Source organism: Streptomyces sp. GC420 (genome assembly GCF_009916105.1).
GTDB lineage: Bacteria > Actinomycetota > Actinomycetes > Streptomycetales > Streptomycetaceae > Streptomyces.
The window spans coordinates 1-15,833 of the sequence record NZ_JAAAXQ010000183.1; the positions used below are offsets into that span (position 1 = coordinate 1).

The 15,833-nt window shown below is 71.7% G+C and carries 12 protein-coding genes; 3 read left to right on the forward strand and 9 right to left on the reverse strand.

Annotation, left to right across the window (positions count from 1 at the left end):
* Window positions 1-203: 203 nt before the first annotated feature.
* Window positions 204-1,538, forward strand: coding sequence for a UDP-N-acetylglucosamine 1-carboxyvinyltransferase (murA, locus tag GUY61_RS21855; RefSeq protein WP_166631919.1), 1,335 nt, complete (start codon window positions 204-206; stop codon window positions 1,536-1,538).
* A 221-nt stretch (window positions 1,539-1,759) separates the two neighbouring features.
* Here the strand turns inward: murA and GUY61_RS21860 are convergent, their stop codons facing one another.
* The 9 genes from GUY61_RS21860 to GUY61_RS21900 form a co-directional block, all read right to left on the reverse strand.
* Window positions 1,760-2,041, reverse strand: coding sequence for an HU family DNA-binding protein (locus GUY61_RS21860; protein ID WP_007498188.1), 282 nt, complete (start codon window positions 2,039-2,041; stop codon window positions 1,760-1,762).
* A 305-nt stretch (window positions 2,042-2,346) separates the two neighbouring features.
* Window positions 2,347-3,774 (reverse strand): NAD-dependent malic enzyme, encoded by a 1,428-nt coding sequence (locus GUY61_RS21865; protein WP_166631920.1) that lies wholly within the window; start codon window positions 3,772-3,774, stop codon window positions 2,347-2,349.
* Between the two features lie 386 nt (window positions 3,775-4,160).
* Window positions 4,161-6,494, reverse strand: coding sequence for a UvrD-helicase domain-containing protein (locus tag GUY61_RS21870; protein WP_166631928.1), 2,334 nt, complete (start codon window positions 6,492-6,494; stop codon window positions 4,161-4,163).
* Window positions 6,495-7,711: 1,217 nt separating this feature from the next.
* Window positions 7,712-8,512 (reverse strand): anti-sigma factor, encoded by an 801-nt coding sequence (locus tag GUY61_RS21875; protein WP_208106298.1) that lies wholly within the window; start codon window positions 8,510-8,512, stop codon window positions 7,712-7,714.
* Window positions 8,509-9,120: a sigma-70 family RNA polymerase sigma factor gene (locus GUY61_RS21880; RefSeq protein WP_166631921.1), complete on the reverse strand. Its 612-nt coding sequence runs from the start codon at window positions 9,118-9,120 to the stop codon at window positions 8,509-8,511. The genes GUY61_RS21875 and GUY61_RS21880 overlap by 4 nt, the downstream gene beginning before the upstream one ends.
* A 172-nt stretch (window positions 9,121-9,292) precedes the next feature.
* Window positions 9,293-9,967, reverse strand: a complete 675-nt coding sequence (locus GUY61_RS21885) for an ABATE domain-containing protein (protein WP_166631922.1) — start codon at window positions 9,965-9,967, stop codon at window positions 9,293-9,295.
* Between the two features lie 264 nt (window positions 9,968-10,231).
* Window positions 10,232-11,398 (reverse strand): uroporphyrinogen-III synthase, encoded by a 1,167-nt coding sequence (locus tag GUY61_RS21890; RefSeq protein WP_166631923.1) that lies wholly within the window; start codon window positions 11,396-11,398, stop codon window positions 10,232-10,234.
* Window positions 11,399-11,589: 191 nt separating this feature from the next.
* On the reverse strand, window positions 11,590-12,972 hold the full coding sequence (locus GUY61_RS21895; protein WP_166631924.1) for a NarK/NasA family nitrate transporter: 1,383 nt from the start codon (window positions 12,970-12,972) through the stop codon (window positions 11,590-11,592).
* A 226-nt stretch (window positions 12,973-13,198) separates the two neighbouring features.
* The gene (locus tag GUY61_RS21900; protein WP_166631925.1) at window positions 13,199-14,002 is read right to left on the reverse strand and encodes a hypothetical protein; all 804 of its coding nucleotides are present in this window, start codon (window positions 14,000-14,002) and stop codon (window positions 13,199-13,201) included.
* Window positions 14,003-14,384: 382 nt separating this feature from the next.
* Here GUY61_RS21900 and GUY61_RS21905 point away from each other — a divergent pair, with 382 nt between their 5' ends.
* Together GUY61_RS21905 and GUY61_RS21910 are read left to right on the forward strand one after the other, a co-directional pair.
* On the forward strand, window positions 14,385-14,753 hold the full coding sequence (locus GUY61_RS21905; protein WP_166631926.1) for a hypothetical protein: 369 nt from the start codon (window positions 14,385-14,387) through the stop codon (window positions 14,751-14,753).
* A 150-nt stretch (window positions 14,754-14,903) separates the two neighbouring features.
* The coding region (locus GUY61_RS21910) for a helix-turn-helix domain-containing protein (RefSeq protein ID WP_166631927.1) at window positions 14,904-15,833 on the forward strand (930 nt) is incomplete at its 3' end.

The following is a 15,833-nucleotide window of genomic DNA, read 5'->3' on the forward strand; positions in this document are numbered from 1 at the left end:
GGGCCGGTCCGACGTACGGCGGACGGGCGGGCCGGGGACTTGCGGCGGGGAGCCGTGCGCCGTCACGCTGTGCGGCAGCTGTGCGGCGGAACGTGTTGTGGCGAACTCATGACGTGTCAGACGCTCCTCGCCCTTACGGGAAGGGGGTGGTCGCCCATTACTCTCTTGGTGGCCCCCTGCCCGACTTCTGGAACGCGAGACTCATGACCGACGACGTACTGCTAGTCCACGGCGGCACCCCGCTCGAGGGCGAGATCCGGGTCCGTGGCGCGAAGAACCTCGTGCCCAAGGCCATGGTCGCGGCCCTGCTCGGCAGCGGTCCGAGCCGGCTGCGCAACGTCCCCGACATTCGTGATGTGCGGGTCGTCCGCGGACTGCTGCAGCTGCACGGCGTCACGGTCCGCCCCGGCGAGGAACCGGGCGAACTCGTCCTCGACCCCACGCACGTGGAGAGCGCGAACGTCGCCGACATCGATGCCCACGCCGGCTCCTCCCGCATCCCGATCCTGTTCTGCGGCCCGCTGCTGCACCGTCTCGGCCACGCCTTCATCCCCGGCCTGGGCGGCTGCGACATCGGCGGCCGGCCCATCGACTTCCACTTCGAGGTGCTGCGGCAGTTCGGCGCGAAGATCGAGAAGCGCTCCGACGGCCAGTACCTCGAGGCGCCGCGGCGGCTGCGCGGCACGAAGATCCGGCTGCCGTACCCGTCCGTCGGCGCGACCGAGCAGGTGCTGCTGACGGCCGTGCTCGCGGAAGGCGTCACGGAGCTCTCCAACGCGGCCGTGGAGCCCGAGATCGAGGACCTCATCTGCGTCCTGCAGAAGATGGGCGCGATCATCGCGATGGACACCGACCGGACCATCCGGATCACCGGTGTCGACAAGCTCGGCGGCTACACCCACCGGGCCCTGTCGGACCGGCTCGAGGCCGCCTCCTGGGCGTCCGCGGCGCTGGCCACCGAGGGCAACATCTACGTGCGCGGCGCCCAGCAGCGCTCGATGATGACCTTCCTCAACACCTACCGCAAGGTCGGCGGCGCGTTCGAGATCGACGACGAGGGCATCCGCTTCTGGCACCCGGGCGGCTCGCTCAACGCCATCGCCCTGGAGACGGACGTGCACCCCGGCTTCCAGACCGACTGGCAGCAGCCGCTCGTCGTCGCGCTGACCCAGGCCGCGGGGCTGTCCATCGTGCACGAGACGGTGTACGAGTCGCGGCTCGGATTCACGAGTGCACTCAATCAGATGGGCGCGCACATCCAGCTCTACCGCGAGTGCCTGGGCGGCTCCGACTGCCGCTTCGGTCAGCGCAACTTCCTGCACTCCGCGGTCGTTTCGGGCCCGACGAAGCTCCAGGGCGCCGATCTGGTCATCCCCGACCTGCGCGGCGGCTTCTCGTATCTCATCGCGGCCCTCGCGGCCCAGGGCACGAGCCGGGTGCACGGCATCGACCTGATCAACCGCGGCTACGAGAACTTCATGGAGAAACTCGTGGAGTTGGGCGCGAAGGTCGAACTCCCCGGCGGCGCACTCGTCTGACCGGGCCCGCACGGCTCCCACCACCGCGAACGCGACGGCCCCCGCCCCCGGGCGGGGGCCGTCGCCGTTCCCCCGCAGCATGCCGGATCCCCGCCCGTGGCCGGGTGGTTGTCCGCCGCGACTGGGCGGAGGCCCCGCCGGCGGCGACGCCCCGGGACGGCGTCCGGACGCGCGAAGGGCGGCCGCCCCGGGTGGGGGTGGCCGCCCTCGCACAGACGTGCTTACTTGCCCTTGGCGGCTTCCTTGAGCTTGGAGCCCGCGGAGACCTTCACGCTGTAGCCGGCCGGAATCTGGATCGGGTCGCCGGTCTGCGGGTTGCGCGCGGTGCGAGCGGCACGGTGGGTGCGCTCGAAGGTCAGGAAGCCGGGGATGGTGACCTTCTCGTCGCCCTTGGCGACGACCTCGCCGACGGTCTCGGCGAAGGCGGCCAGAACGGCGTCGGCGTCCTTGCGGGTCACCTCGGCGCGGTCGGCCAGCGCGGCCACCAGCTCACTGCGGTTCATTTTGTTACTCCCGTGTTCTTCTTGCCTGTGAGGCGTGAGATCGAAGCCGATGCTGCCAGGGCCCTCGGACAGTCCCCGGACCCGGGTCCTTCTTGCCAGACCCTCGCGCCCGATTACGCATCCTGCCCCCACCTGCGGCGGGAAAGCCAATCCGGCACCCCTGGGAGTCACACGAAAAGCGCCACGGGCCTGCCGCGGTGACGCTCTGTCCACCCCCGGAAGCGGAACGCGAATGTTCTGCGCCACCCTAGAGGGGGGCCGGGTGCGCCGCGTGGGGCGACGCGCCGGACTCCTACCCCCAAAACTCAGGCCGATGCGGTGGTTTCCTGGGCCGCCGCTCTCGCGGCCTCGCGCACCGCGCCCGCGACCGCCCCGGCGACCTTGTCGTTGAAGACGCTGGGGACGATGTAGTTCGCGTTGAGCTCGTCGTCGGTGACGACCGCGGCGAGGGCGCTGGCGGCGGCGAGCATCATGTCCGTGCTGACGGTGCGGGACTGGGCGTCCAGCAGGCCGCGGAAGACGCCGGGGAAGACCAGCACGTTGTTGATCTGGTTGGGGAAGTCGGAGCGTCCCGTGGCGACGACGGCGGCGGTCTGTCGGGCCACGGCCGGGTCCACCTCCGGGTCCGGGTTCGCGAGCGCGAACACAATGGCGTCGTCCGCCATGGCGGCTACGTCGTCGCCCGAGATCACGTTGGGGGCGGAGACGCCGATGAAGACGTCGGCGCCGCGCACGGCCTCCTTCAACGTCCCCGTGAAGCCTTCGGGGTTGGTGTTGTTGGCGATCCAGCACAACGGCGACTCGGGGTCGGCGGCGACGAGGTCCTCGCGGTCCGCGTGCACGACGCCGTGGATGTCGGCGACGACCGCGTGCTTGACGCCCGCCGCGATGAGGAGTTTCAGAATCGCCGTACCGGCCGCGCCGGCACCGGACATGACGACCCGCACGTCCCCGATCCCCTTGTTCACCACGCGAAGTGCGTTGGTGAGGGCGGCGAGGACGACGATCGCCGTGCCGTGCTGGTCGTCGTGGAAGACGGGGATGTCGAGGGCCTCGCGCAGCCGTGCCTCGATCTCGAAGCAGCGGGGGGCGGAGATGTCCTCGAGGTTGATGCCGGCGAAGCCCGGGGCGATGGCCTTGACGATCTCGACAATCGCGTCGGTGTCCTGGGTGTCGAGGCACAGGGGCCAGGCGTCGATGCCGGCGAAGCGCTTGAAGAGGGCCGCCTTGCCCTCCATCACGGGCAGGGCGGCCTTCGGGCCGATGTTGCCCAGGCCGAGCACCGCGGAGCCGTCCGTCACGACCGCGACCGAGTTGCGCTTGATCGTGAGACGGCGCGCGTCCTCGGGGTTCTCCGCGATGGCCATGCAGACGCGGGCGACGCCCGGCGTGTAGATCATGGACAGGTCGTCGCGGTTGCGGATGGGGTGCTTGGACTGCATCTCGATCTTGCCGCCGAGGTGCATGAGGAACGTACGGTCGGAGACCTTGCCGAGGGTCACGCCCTCGATGCCGCTCAGCTTCTCGACGATCTCGTCGGCGTGCGCGGTGGATGTGGCGGCGATGGTGACGTCGATCCGCAGCTTCTCGTGGCCCGAGGCGGTCACGTCGAGGCCGGTGACGGAGCCGCCGGAGGACTCCACGGCCGTGGTGAGCTGGCTGACCGCGGTCCCGCTGGCGGGGACCTCCAGTCGGACCGTCATCGAGTACGAGACGCTGGGCGCCGTTGCCATGGCCGGGTTCCTGCCTTCGCTTGCTTGTTCGCTTGTCGCGCTTGTCTGGCTACCGATTGCCCGATCGTCGCACCTACCGACGAGTAGGTGATAGGCGGTCCGATTTTCGGAAGTTTTGTTCTCCACTGTGGCGGAAAACGGCTTCCACCATACGAGGCGAAGCCGGGAAAACCGGAAGCGGGTCCGCGCGACGCGGACCCGCTTCCTCTGCGCAGGTGGCACCGGCCCGCCATGCTCGCCTCGCGGCAAGTGGTCGCTCGAAGCGACTAAGGTTGGGCCCGGGGGCTTGGATCGAGCCGGTGCCGTACCAAGGCTAACAAACAGTCCGGGGAACGCATTCCTGGCGGCGGGGTTCGCACCGCCCCCGCCGGGACCGGCCCGCAGCCTCAGTCCCTCAGCAGATCGGGAACTCCCGCTACGTCCGGTTCGTCCCGCTCCCCGGAGACCACGGTCAACTGCTGGGTGGCACGGGTCAGAGCGACGTACAGCACCCGCAGCCCCGCCGGCGACTCGTCGGCGATCTCCGCCGGGGACACCACCACCGTCGCGTCGTACTCCAGGCCCTTCGCCTCCAGGCTGCCCAGCGGCACCACGCGCTCGCCCAGCCCGGCCAGCCAGCGGGCCGCCTGCTCGCGCCGCCGCATCGCGACGACCACACCCACGGTGCCGTCCACCCGCTCCAGCAGCCGCGCCGTCTCCTCCCGCACCGCCGTGCCGAGATCACCGTCCGCGACGGCGAAGACCGGCGTGAGCCCCGTGGAGCGGACTGCCTCGGGCGGTGTCGTCCCCGGCATGGCCAGCGCCAGCACCTTCGAGGCCAGCTCGGCGATCTCGGCGGGGTTGCGGTAGTTCACGGTCAGGGTGAAGCGGCGGCGCGGGCGGGTGCCGAGCGCCTCGTCCCGGGCCGCGGCCGCGTCGTCAGGGTCCGACCACGACGACTGGGCCGGGTCGCCGACGACCGTCCAGGTGGCGTGCCGGCCGCGGCGGCCGACCATCCGCCACTGCATGGGCGTGAGGTCCTGCGCCTCGTCGACGATCACATGGGCGTACTCGCTGCGTTCCTCCGCCAGTCGCTCCGCGCGTTCCCGCCGGCTCTCCTCGCGCTGCGGCATCAGCTCCTCCAGCCCGGTGAGCTGGTCGAGCGGGTCCAGCTCACGCCTGCGCCTGGGGCGCGGCGGTACGCCGAGGATGTGCTGAAGCTCGTCCAGCAGCGCCACGTCGTGCACCGACAGCGGGCCCTCGCCCCGCGTGCCCAGCCGGCCCAGGGAACGCGCGAGCCTGCGCACCTCCCGCGGGTTGAGCACCCGGCGCGCCCAGCGGCCGAGGCGGCGCTCGTCGGCCATCGCGGCCAGCACCCCGCGCGGGGTCAGCTCCGGCCACCAGGCGTCCAGGAACTCGACGAAGGCGGGTTCCGTGGTGATGTCCTCGTCGAAGCCGGACCGCAGCTCGGCGGCCAGTTCGGGGTCGGTGTAACGGTTCCGCGCACCCGACTTCGCCCACAGCGCGTCCAGTACCAGTCTGCGGGCCCGGGGCCGCAGCAGGTTGACGGGGGCGGTCCCGCCGAGCGCGGCCTGCCTGATCCGGTGCAGCTCCGCCGCTTCGAGTTCGAGGCGTCGCCCGAAGGCGACGACCCGCAGCCGGTCGGCGCCGCCGGATCCGTTCGCCGCCGCCTCTTCCCCGCCCAGCGTCAGCTGCTCGCCGGCCCCGGAGGGGACGCCCGGGGCGCCGGTGCGGGCTCCGGACGGCACGTCCAGCGCACCGCGCGCCGCCTTGCGGAGCACCTTCAGCATGCGGGAGGAGCCCTTGATCCGGGCCACTTCCGGCTCGTCGTACGCCGTGGCCTCGGCCCCGTCGACCAGGGAGCCCAGGGCGCGGATGGCGACCTGGCCCTCCTCCCCGAGCGAGGGCAGCACTCCCTCGGTGTAGGAGACGAGGAGCGGGGTCGGGGAGACGATCAGGATGCCGCCCGCGTAGCGGCGGCGGTCCTGGTAGAGGAGGTAGGCCGCGCGGTGCAGCGCGACGGCCGTCTTGCCGGTGCCGGGGCCGCCCTCGACCTGGGCGACGGACGCGGCGGGCGCCCGGATCACCAGGTCCTGCTCGGCCTGGATGGAGGAGACGATGTCCCGCATGGTGTGGCTGCGGGCGCGGCCGAGCGCGGCCATCAGCGCGCCGTCACCGATCACGGGCAGCTCCGCGCCGTCCAGCGTGGCCCTGAGCTCCGGCCGCATCAGGTCGTCCTCGACCCCGAGGACCCTGCGGCCCCTGGACCGGATGACCCGGCGCCGCACCACCCGGCCGGGGTCCTTGGGCGTGGAGCGGTAGAAGGGGGCGGCGGCCGGCGCGCGCCAGTCGATGACCAGCGGCGCGAAGTCGGAGTCGAGGACGCCGATGCGGCCGATGTGCAGGGTCTCGCCGATCTCGGCGGTGTTGTCGGGGCGCACGGCGTCGTCCGCCGGCTCGATCGACGTGTACGCGCCGTCGGGTCCCCGCTCACCGTCCTTGCCGTACAGCAGGTCGATCCGCCCGAAGAGGAAGTCCTCGAACTCGCTGTTCAGCCGGTTGAGGTGGATGCCGGCCCGGAAGACCTGCGCGTCGCGCTCGGCGAGGGCGCCGGGGGTACCGACCTGGCCCCGCTGGGCGGCGTCGTGCATCAGGAACTCCGCCTCGTGGATCTTCTCCTCGAGGCGGCGGTACACCCGGTCCAGGTGATCCTGTTCCATGCGGATTTCGCGATCACGGACGGTGTCGCCTCTGTCGGCGGCATCACCCGTGTCGACAGCAGCGGCTTCCTGCGCGGCCACCGAGGCCCCCTTCTGACGTGCTGGGCAGCCGTCAACACTAAGCGAAGGTGACCTCGATACGGAAGAAAGACCGACGTGCCGGACCATGCGGCCCCGCTGCACGCGGTGACGTGCCGGACCATGCGGCCCCGCTGCACGCGGTGACGGGCCGGACCGGGCGGCCTCGTACCGCGCCGTGACGGGCCGGTGTCCGCGCCTCGGGCGAACGGCGGCGACCCGTGACGGGGAGGGCGCACGCGGCGGGCGCGCCGAGGGGCTGTGAACCGTCCCGGTCACAGGCCCCGAGCGCCGTGGGGGCGCGAGCACCGTTGGGGCCGCAGCTCCGCCGGGGCGCGAGCCGCGAGCGGGGTGCGGGCCGCAAACCGCGCAGGACACCAACCGCGAGCGGCGCGAGGCCCGCGGACCCCACGGGCCACGGGCGCGGCGCAGCTGCGTCGCGCAGATGCGGACCGCGGACCACACGGACCGCGAGCACCGTTGGGGCCGCAGCTCCGCCGGGACACGAGCCGCGAGCGGGGTGCGGGCCGCAAACCGCGCAGGACACCAACCGCGAGCGGCGCGAGGCCCGCGGACCCCACGGGCCACGGGCGCGGCGCAGCTGCGTCGCACAGATGCGGACCGCGGACCACACGGACCGCGAGCACCGCAGGAGCCACAGCTCCGCCGGGACACGAGCCGCGAGCGGGGTGCGGGCCGCGAGGGCACGGGGCACGGGCCTTGAGCACTACGAGGGCCCCGCCCACACGGGCCGCGGGCACCGAGCAGGCCGCAGACCACACAGGGCACAAGCCGCAAGCCGGCGCGAGGGCCGCGGGCGCGGGGCCCATTCCGCCCCGGCGATCGAGGAGGCGGCGCACGCCATCGGCTCGTCCCGGAGCGGATACGGCCCGCCGCCTGTGCGGCGAGCCGCTTCTCGACCAGGGGCGTACGAACGCAGCCGAGGTTGACGCAGTTGGAGGTGGCCCAACAACGCGAGCCGCGGGCCGCACGGGCCGGGAGGTGGTCCGGAGCCGGAGGCGGCTGGCCGGTCCGGCCCCCCGGACCGGGGTCGGCGGCCGCCCGGACGGACGGTGGCGGCTCCCGCCGCGCACCGCGCGTGCCGGGGCCGCCACCGCCACCGTTCCGCGTGCGACGCCTTACGCGTCCACGTCCACCAGTCGGTCACCGTCGAACGTGCGGACCTCGAAGTGATCGATCTCGCTGCGGTCCATGGCCGCCCCGCCCTGGACGTACAGCGGGCTGCGGGCCGTCTTGTTCGGACTGTCCTCGATCCCGTAACCCCAGTTCGGCACGGACCAGGAGGTGACCGTCTCCTCCTCGCCCGACTTGGAGACGGCGACCAGGCTGCACTTCAGCGGGCCCTTGACGTTCTTGAGCTCGATGACCGTCGAGGTGCCCCAGGCCATGTCCTTCATGCCGACGGTGGCCGTCACCTTGGTGACCGAGTCGGTGGACTCCACCTTGTCGTCCATGGCGCGGAAGGCCTCCTCGGCCGGGTTGGCACCGCTCCTCGGCGTCGCCGTACCGCCCGCGATCGGGGCCTTCTTGCCCGAGTCCCCGCTCTCGGTGGCCACCACGGCGACCGTCGGGCCGCCGATGATGAGCGCCGCGGCCGCCGCGACCAGGTACAGGCCGCGTCGGCGCTTGACCGCCCGGTGTCTGACGACCTCGCCCACCAGCCGGTCGGCGAGGCGTTCACTCGGTCTCTCGGCGAGTTGCCTGCCGATCTCCGGAGTTCCGCCGGTGCCCGGGAAGTCCGCGAGCGTGGCGAGCATCGGCCCGAGACCGGACAGTTCCTCCAACTGGTTGCCGCAGTAGTCGCAGGTCGCGAGATGGATCTCGAACTGCGTGGCCTCGTCGTCGTCCAGAATCCCCAGTGCGTACGCACCGACGGCATCGTGCACGCTGTTCTCAGGGTGCCGCCCCCGCACAGTCATGCCGTCACTCCCCGTTCCTCAAGCGCCAGCTTCATCGAGCGAAGCGCGTAGAACACCCGAGACCTCACGGTCCCACTGGGTATACCCAGAATCTCCGCCGCCTCATTGACCGTACGTCCTTTGAAGTACGTCTCCACAAGTACTTCACGATGCGCGGGCGTCAGGTCGTCGAGGGCGTCGGAGAGCGTCATCAGCCACAGCGCCTTGTCGATCTCGTCCTCCGCGGGCATGACCTCCAGGGGCGAAGGCTCGACCTCCTGGGGCCGGGCCTGCCGACTGCGATGGCCGTCGATCACGATGCGGCGGGCAACCGTGACCAGCCAGGGGCGCACCGATCCGGTGGCCCTGCTGAGCTGATCGGCGTTCTTCCAGGCCCGTATGAGGGTTTCCTGAACGACGTCCTCGGCCCGCTGCCGGTCGCCTGCGACCAGCCGGAGGACGTACGCGAGAAGGGGCCCCGCGTGTTCGCGGTACAGCGCCCGCATCAACTCCTCGTCCGGGACGGACGCATTGGAGCGCTGCGCCTCACTGCGATGTCGAGCCCGTTGCGGGCGGTCATCGGCCACGGCGGCATCCTTGCGCACCCGAACCTCCAGGTCGAGACCCATTCTTGGGGCGGTGGGCCAGGGGGGCGGAGCTCGCCGGTCGGCGTGCCCCCCGCTTCTCTCCCATCACTACGGAGCGGTCCGGTGATCTTCTCAACGTGCGCAGAAACTTTTTCAAGATCTTTTCATGGGGGGCTAGTTGGAACAGGAGTGCCCCATGATGACAGGCGTACGACTAGCTCCCGGCCGCGACCGCACGGCGGCGGTGCCGCGCAACTCGTTCACGATTCCCACACAGTTCGCTGGAACACCAGCGCCGGCGCCTGCCGCGTGAGGTGTCGAGGTACACGCGCGTGCAGTTGTCGCCCTCGCACTGGCGCAGCCGGGACCTGGCGGACGGGTCGGTGAGCAGCTCGACGGCGTCCCGCGCGACGACGGCGAGGAAGGCCTCGCAACCGGGTCGGCCGGTCAACGTGCGGACCAGTACGTCCCCTTGACGCACGGCGCGCAGGGCGGGGAGAGGCGCGGCGGCGAGAGTGTTGACGCGTTCCATTGCGGAGTCGGCGTTCTGGCCCGGAGTCAACTGGGCGCGGACGAGGGCTGTGACGCGGTCGCGGAGTTCGCGGAAGCGGAGCACCCAGGTGTGGTCGATGTCCAGCACGCCCGCACCGTTCGCCTGTTGACCCGCGTCCGTGCCGTTCGCATGGTCCGTTCCGCCGATGCCGTGCGTGCCGCCCGTGCCGCCCGCTTCCCGGCAGCCGGGCAACAGCAGCCCCGCTCCCAGCAGCCAGGTCCGCAACCGCTCGGGCCCGTCGAGCCGTTCGGCCGGGTACGGGCCGGTGGCCGTGAGATCCAGGCAGACGCGCCCCGCGTCGAACCGGAACGCGTACGGGACCGTGCCAGCCGCCATGCGCCGGTCACCTTCTTCGGGCGTAGGGGGTACTCCGGGGCCGCTCCCCCAGAGTGCCGCCTGCCCCGCCCGACCGGAACCCCCCGGTGCCGGGGGGCAGCCGGTTCGGGCGTACGGCTCACCCGTCCGCGCGCACCGGCCGGCCCCGGCCTCGGTCCCGGACCTCACCCGGCGCCGGACCTCGGCCGACCATGAATCACCGTCCGTCCACGGAGCACCGTCCGGCCGCGGAGCACCGTCCGGCCGCGGAGCACCGCCCGTTGATCAGTTGTCCGCGTACTTCATGTCGGCGGCCGGGTCGAGGGCCAGCCGGTAGCCGCGCTTGACGACGGTCTGGATGAGTCTCGGCGCCCCCAGTGCCGTACGCAGCCGGGCCATGGCCGTCTCGACGGCGTGCTCGTCACGGCCCGCGCCCGGCAGCGCGCGCAGCAACTCGGCGCGGCTGACCACCCAGCCGGGCCTGCGGGCCAGGGCGCGCAGCAGCGCCATCCCGGCAGGCGGGACGCGCCGCAGGTCGCCGTCGAGCACCACGGCGTGGCCGCGGATCTCCACCCGGCGCCCGGCGATGGGCAGACTGCGGGTCCGGGCGGGCAGTTCCAGGCACAGCAACTGGACGAGCGGACCGAGGCGGAAGCGCTCGGGCTGGAGTGTGGCGATGTCGTGGCTCTCCAGCGGCATCGCGGTGACCGGCCCCACACAGGCGGGCAGGACGTCGTGGCGCAGGGCGTCCAGCAACTCGGGAAGCATGCCGCGCCGCTCGGCGCGGGACAGCAGGGAGGCGGCGGCGGGCGCGCTGGTGAAGGTGACGGCGTCCAGCGACCGAGAGACCGTGGCGTCGAGGAGGCGGTCGACGGGCGCCAGGTCCTCGGGCGGCATCCAGCGGTAGACGGGTACGCCGACCACCTCACCGCCCGCCGCGCGCAGCGACTCGATGAAGCCGGGCAGTGGCTCCCCGTGCAGCTGGATGGCGATGCGCCGGCCGTCGACGCCCTCGGCGAGCAGCCGGTCGAGGACCTCGGCCATCGACTCGGAGGCGGGTGACCAGGCCTCCACCAGACCGGCGGCCCTGATCGCGCCCTTCACCTTCGGTCCCCGCGCCAGGAGTTCGACGTTCCGCAGCCGGGCCAGCAGTGCCTCGCCCAGCCCCCAGCCGTCCGCGGCCTCCACCCAGCCGCGGAAGCCGATGGCGGTGGTGGCCACCACCACGTCGGGGGCGTGGCCGATCAGGTCCTTCGTTCTGGCCAGCAGCTCGCTGTCGTCGGCGAGCTGCACGATCCGCAGGGCGGGTGCGTGCATCACCTCGGCGCCGCGTCGGCACAGCAGCGCGCCGAGCTCGTCCGCGCGGCGCGCCGCTGTGACACCGACGGTGAAACCCGCGAGGGGCCCGACGGCCGTCCCTCCTGGGAGGGTCGTCTGTTTCTGTTCGTGCATCGCTCTCGTTCCGCTCTGCCCGAGTGAGCCTGTTGGTGTCGTGCGTCGCTGTGACCGCGTCGCCGCCGGTCGCTCTCGGTCGCTTTCGGTGTCGGCCTCGGTGCCGCCGCGTCATCAGGCGAACCGAGCCTGCCAACGGTGCGTGACAGGCTCGGTTCGCGTTGATTTCCACGGCGTTACGGCCGCGTGTGTCACACCTCGGCGTAGCTGAGCTGCGGCTTCGGGTCGGCCGCCGCCTCCGTGACCTGCTGCCCGGTCGTGGCCGGCTTGCGGAGGTATACGAACCAGGTGACCGCGAAGCACACCGCGTAGAAGGCGAGGAAGCTGACGAAGGCCCCCGTCCCGGTGCCCGCCGTCATGAAGGACTGCCGGAACGCCATGTTGATGCCGAGGCCGCCGAGCGCGCCCACCGCGCCGATGATGCCCATGCTGGCGCCGGACAGCCGCCGCCCGTACGATGCGGCCGCCTCGCCGCCGAGCCCCATGGCCAGCGCCTTGGCGTGGTAGATGCCGGGGATCATCTTGTACGTCGAGCCGTTGCCGAGGCCGGTCAGGACGAACAGCGTGGTGAACCCGACGAGGAAGACCGGCAGGGACTCCCGCACCGAGGCGAGGACGACGATCGCGGTGGCGGCGGCCATCGCCGCGAAGTTCCACAGGGTGATGCGGGCGCCGCCGTACTTGTCCGCGAGCCAGCCGCCGACCGGGCGGATCAGCGAGCCGAGCAGCGGCCCGAGGAAGGTGATCGAGGCCGCCTGCAGCGGGGTGCGCCCGAACTGGGTCTGGAGCACGAGGCCGAAGGCGAAGCTGTAGCCGATGAAGGAGCCGAAGGTGCCGATGTAGAGGAAGGACATGATCCAGGTGTGGCCGTCCTTGACGGCTTCCCTGGCGGCGCCGGTGTCGTTCTTGACGGGCGCCAGGTTGTCCATGAAGAGCGCCGAGCAGATGGCGGCGACGAGGATCAGCGGGATGTAGACGGCCAGCACGATCCGCGGGTGTGCGGCACCGGCGGTGCCGATGACCAGCAGCCCGATGAGCTGCACCACGGGGACGCCGATGTTGCCGCCGCCCGCGTTGAGGCCGAGCGCCCAGCCCTTCTTCCTGAGCGGGAAGAAGGAGTTGATGTTGGTCATGGACGAGGCGAAGTTGCCGCCGCCGACGCCGGCGAGGACCGCCATCCACATGAAGGTGGCGTAGGAGGTGCCCGGCTCCATCACCACGGCCGCCGCGATCGTGGGGACGAGCAGCAGGCTCGCGGCGACGATCGTCCAGTTGCGGCCGCCGAACCTGGCCACCGCGAAGGTGTAGGGGATGCGCACGAGGGCGCCCACCAGGGTCGCCATGGCGACCAGGAAGAACTTGCCGGCCGGATCGACGCCGTACTCGGGGCCCATGAAGAGCACCATCACGGACCACAGGGTCCAGATCGAGAACCCGATGTGCTCGGAGATCACTGAGAAGAGGAGGTTGCGGTTGGCAATCCTCTCCCCCGTCTCCTTCCAGAAGGTCTCGTTCTCCGGGTCCCACTGCTCGATCCAGCGGCCCCCCTTGCGCGTCGCGGTCGGAGCGGTCATCACGCCTCCACAGCCTTAAGCCTCAGCCCTGCACGTCAGGTCGTGGGCTCGACGCTAGGCACGGCGCGTTTCGGCCCCGTGGCTGGAGGTGACCGGGACGAAACCTTGCTCTCACGTGGCGCGGGGGCGGACGGTGAGGGGTCTCACCGTCCGCCCCCGCGGGGTGCGTGCCCGTCCGGGCGCCGGCCGGTGCTTCCCGGCAGGAGCCCCGGAGGCGGGGCCCGGGTCAGCCGAGCTTGTTCATCTGCGCCTCGAAGAGGTCCGCCGGGAAGTCGAAGTCCTTGCCGGACGACATGGAGGCGAGGTTGATCGCCGTGAAGTAGGCGAGCGTGGTGCCCTTGCGGACCACGACGAGCTTCATCGGCCCGGAGGCGCCGTCCTGCTTCGCGGTGATCGTCACGGCCAGCGACTCGTCCCCGCCCGTGGGCCCGGATTCCTTGGCGACCTCGGTGACTTCCTGGTCCTCGCCCTGCAGCGTCGCACCGAAGCCGCCCTGGCAGGCGGTGACCGCCTCGTTCAGCGCCTTCAGCGCGGCCTCGGGCTTGTCCTCGCCGTCGTACGCGGCGAGGGACACCAGGGTCGTCGTCACGTCGAACGCCGACTCGAACGACGCGTCCGCGTCCTCCTCGGCGAGCGCGGACGCGTCGATCTCCGGCTCGGCGGTCACCTGCCGGTACTCCTTGGCCGTCGCGCCCTCCGCCACCACGCCGGCCACCGCGTCGGCCAGCGGCAGGCAGGCGTCGTCGTCCGTCTTCACCTTGCCGTCGAGGATCTCGTCCTCGGGCGGCTCCTCGACGGCGGACTTCTTCACGTCCGCCTTGGTGAGAGCCGCCTTCTCCAGTTCGGCCGCCGACAGCGGCTTCGCGTCCGACCCGCCACCGCCCTCGGCCGGCTGCGACGCCTTGTCCTCCTGCTTGCCCTTGTCGTCCTTGCCCGACGAGTCGGAGCCGCTGCACCCCGTCAGGAGCGCGAGCGACAGCAGGGACACGGATGCGGCGACGGCGGACCGGCGTACGGCAGATCTCTTCACGGCTTGCGTACTGCTTTCTCTGCGGGACGCCGACCTGGCATCGGCGTGAACATGACCGCCACCCTATTGCCCGGCTGTGACAGCGCCACAGGTGGTCACACCGGCGGCGTCGACGGTGCACGACGCCGATGGCCTCCGCCAGCTGTCTCTTCACCCCCGGCCGGCGGAACCTGCGGGGTTGGTGCCACCGCGGTACCGCCCCTTGTCCAGCAGCGCGCCCATGTCCAAGGTGCCTGACCGTTGCCCGCCGTGGCGGGACCGGCCTGTTCGCGGGGCGTTTCCCACGCCCGTCCCGAAAGGGCAACGGGAAACCCGTCGACCTCTGTGCGTGCCGTGGACAGGCTGAAGTCGTCAGCACCAGCACGACCCAACCGGGGGAAACATGCGCAAGATCATGCGAGGTGCCGCCGCGCTCGCGACCACGGCCGCGGCGGTCCTGGCGTTCAGCAGTGCGGCCGAGGCGAAGCCCGCGGCCGACGAGTGGTACGGCTGCCCTTACGGGGCCGTCTGCATCTATCCGCAGAACCAGAACCCGCCCGTCTCGCCGAGCCACACGTACTGGAGCTACGGGGCACACAACCTCAGCAACCAGGTCGGCAACCACTGGGTCCTGAACAACCAGTACGGCGGCGCGAGCGCGAGCCTGTGCACCGGCTACAACGGTGTCGGCTGCAACGAGACCATCCCCGAAGGGGTGGGCGTGTACCGCGACCTCACCCCGATCAACTCGATCACTCTCAACCGGCCGTAGCCCTCACCTGCACGTTCAACGACTTCCGGGACCGTCGGCCGACGGTCCCGGAAGTCCTGTTCTCATCACACTGATTCCGGTTCGCCGCTTGCCTTCCACCCCCGCAGTAGCCTGGGCGTCCGCCGTCTCACGGCTCAGGCCCACATCGCCATGGGGGATGTCTTGGGGGAGCAGCAGCACGCACACGAGGCCGCACACGAGGCCGGCGAGGGGAGCGGGCCGCCCGCGGAGCCGGGGGCTTCCTTCTCCGCGCAACTGAGACGGCTGCGACAGCAGCGAGGGCTGTCCCTGGCCGATCTGGCACGGCGGACGCACTACAGCAAGGGCTACCTCAGCAAGATCGAGACCGGCGCGAAGCGGGCGACCGCCGACGTCGCGCGCCGCTGCGACCAGATCCTGGGCGCGGAGGGCGAGTTGCTCCGGCTGCTGCGGGTGCCCCCGCCACGGGGGGACGGTGCCGCGGGCGGCGACGACGGCGGTGGTGCCGGGGCCGGGGCGCCCCGGGCGCAGTCCGCGGGCGCGTGTCCGTACCGCGGGCTGTCGGCGTTCACCCCGCAGGACGCCGGCTGGTTCTTCGGCCGGGAACGTGTGACGGCCGCGCTGGTCGAGCGGGTCTTCGAACGAGTCGGGACCGGACCGATGCTGCTGGTCGCGCCGTCGGGCGCCGGCAAGTCGTCCCTGCTCAACGCGGGCCTCGTCCCCGCCCTGCGGCACCCCGGCGGCTTTCCGATGGCGGGCGCCGACAGCTGGCCCGTCGTGGCGTTCACACCGACGGCGCATCCGCTGGACGAACTGCTCGACCGCACCGCGAAGGCCCTGGGAAGCGACCACGGAATCACCGCCCGGGAGTTACGGGACCGGCCGCTGACGCTCCTTTCGTTGTTCCGCCGAGTGTCGGACGACAACACCCGGGCGGTCCCCGGGGACAGGCGGCCGCCCCCGCCCGTACGGCCGGTGCTGCTCGTCGACCAGTTCGAGGAGCTGTTCACCCTCTGCTCGGACAAGGACGAGCGGCGGGCGTTCATCCGGGTGCTCTGCGCCGTGGCCGGTACTCCTCTCTCCTCCCCGTCCGGTGCGGAG

Bases quoted from the DNA above. Each gene is read 5' to 3' on its own strand.
- GUY61_RS21875 (WP_208106298.1), bottom strand. From the start codon at position 8,512: ATGACTGTGCGGGGGCGGCACCCTGAGAACAGCGTGCACGATGCCGTC.
- GUY61_RS21895 (WP_166631924.1), bottom strand. From the start codon at position 12,972: ATGACCGCTCCGACCGCGACGCGCAAGGGGGGCCGCTGGATCGAGCAG.
- GUY61_RS21880 (WP_166631921.1), bottom strand. From the start codon at position 9,120: ATGGGTCTCGACCTGGAGGTTCGGGTGCGCAAGGATGCCGCCGTGGCC.
- GUY61_RS21865 (WP_166631920.1), bottom strand. From the start codon at position 3,774: ATGGCAACGGCGCCCAGCGTCTCGTACTCGATGACGGTCCGACTGGAG.
- murA (WP_166631919.1), top strand. From the start codon at position 204: ATGACCGACGACGTACTGCTAGTCCACGGCGGCACCCCGCTCGAGGGC.
- GUY61_RS21890 (WP_166631923.1), bottom strand. From the start codon at position 11,398: ATGCACGAACAGAAACAGACGACCCTCCCAGGAGGGACGGCCGTCGGG.
- GUY61_RS21885 (WP_166631922.1), bottom strand. From the start codon at position 9,967: ATGGCGGCTGGCACGGTCCCGTACGCGTTCCGGTTCGACGCGGGGCGC.
- GUY61_RS21860 (WP_007498188.1), bottom strand. From the start codon at position 2,041: ATGAACCGCAGTGAGCTGGTGGCCGCGCTGGCCGACCGCGCCGAGGTG.
- GUY61_RS21870 (WP_166631928.1), bottom strand. From the start codon at position 6,494: ATGGAACAGGATCACCTGGACCGGGTGTACCGCCGCCTCGAGGAGAAG.
- GUY61_RS21905 (WP_166631926.1), top strand. From the start codon at position 14,385: ATGCGCAAGATCATGCGAGGTGCCGCCGCGCTCGCGACCACGGCCGCG.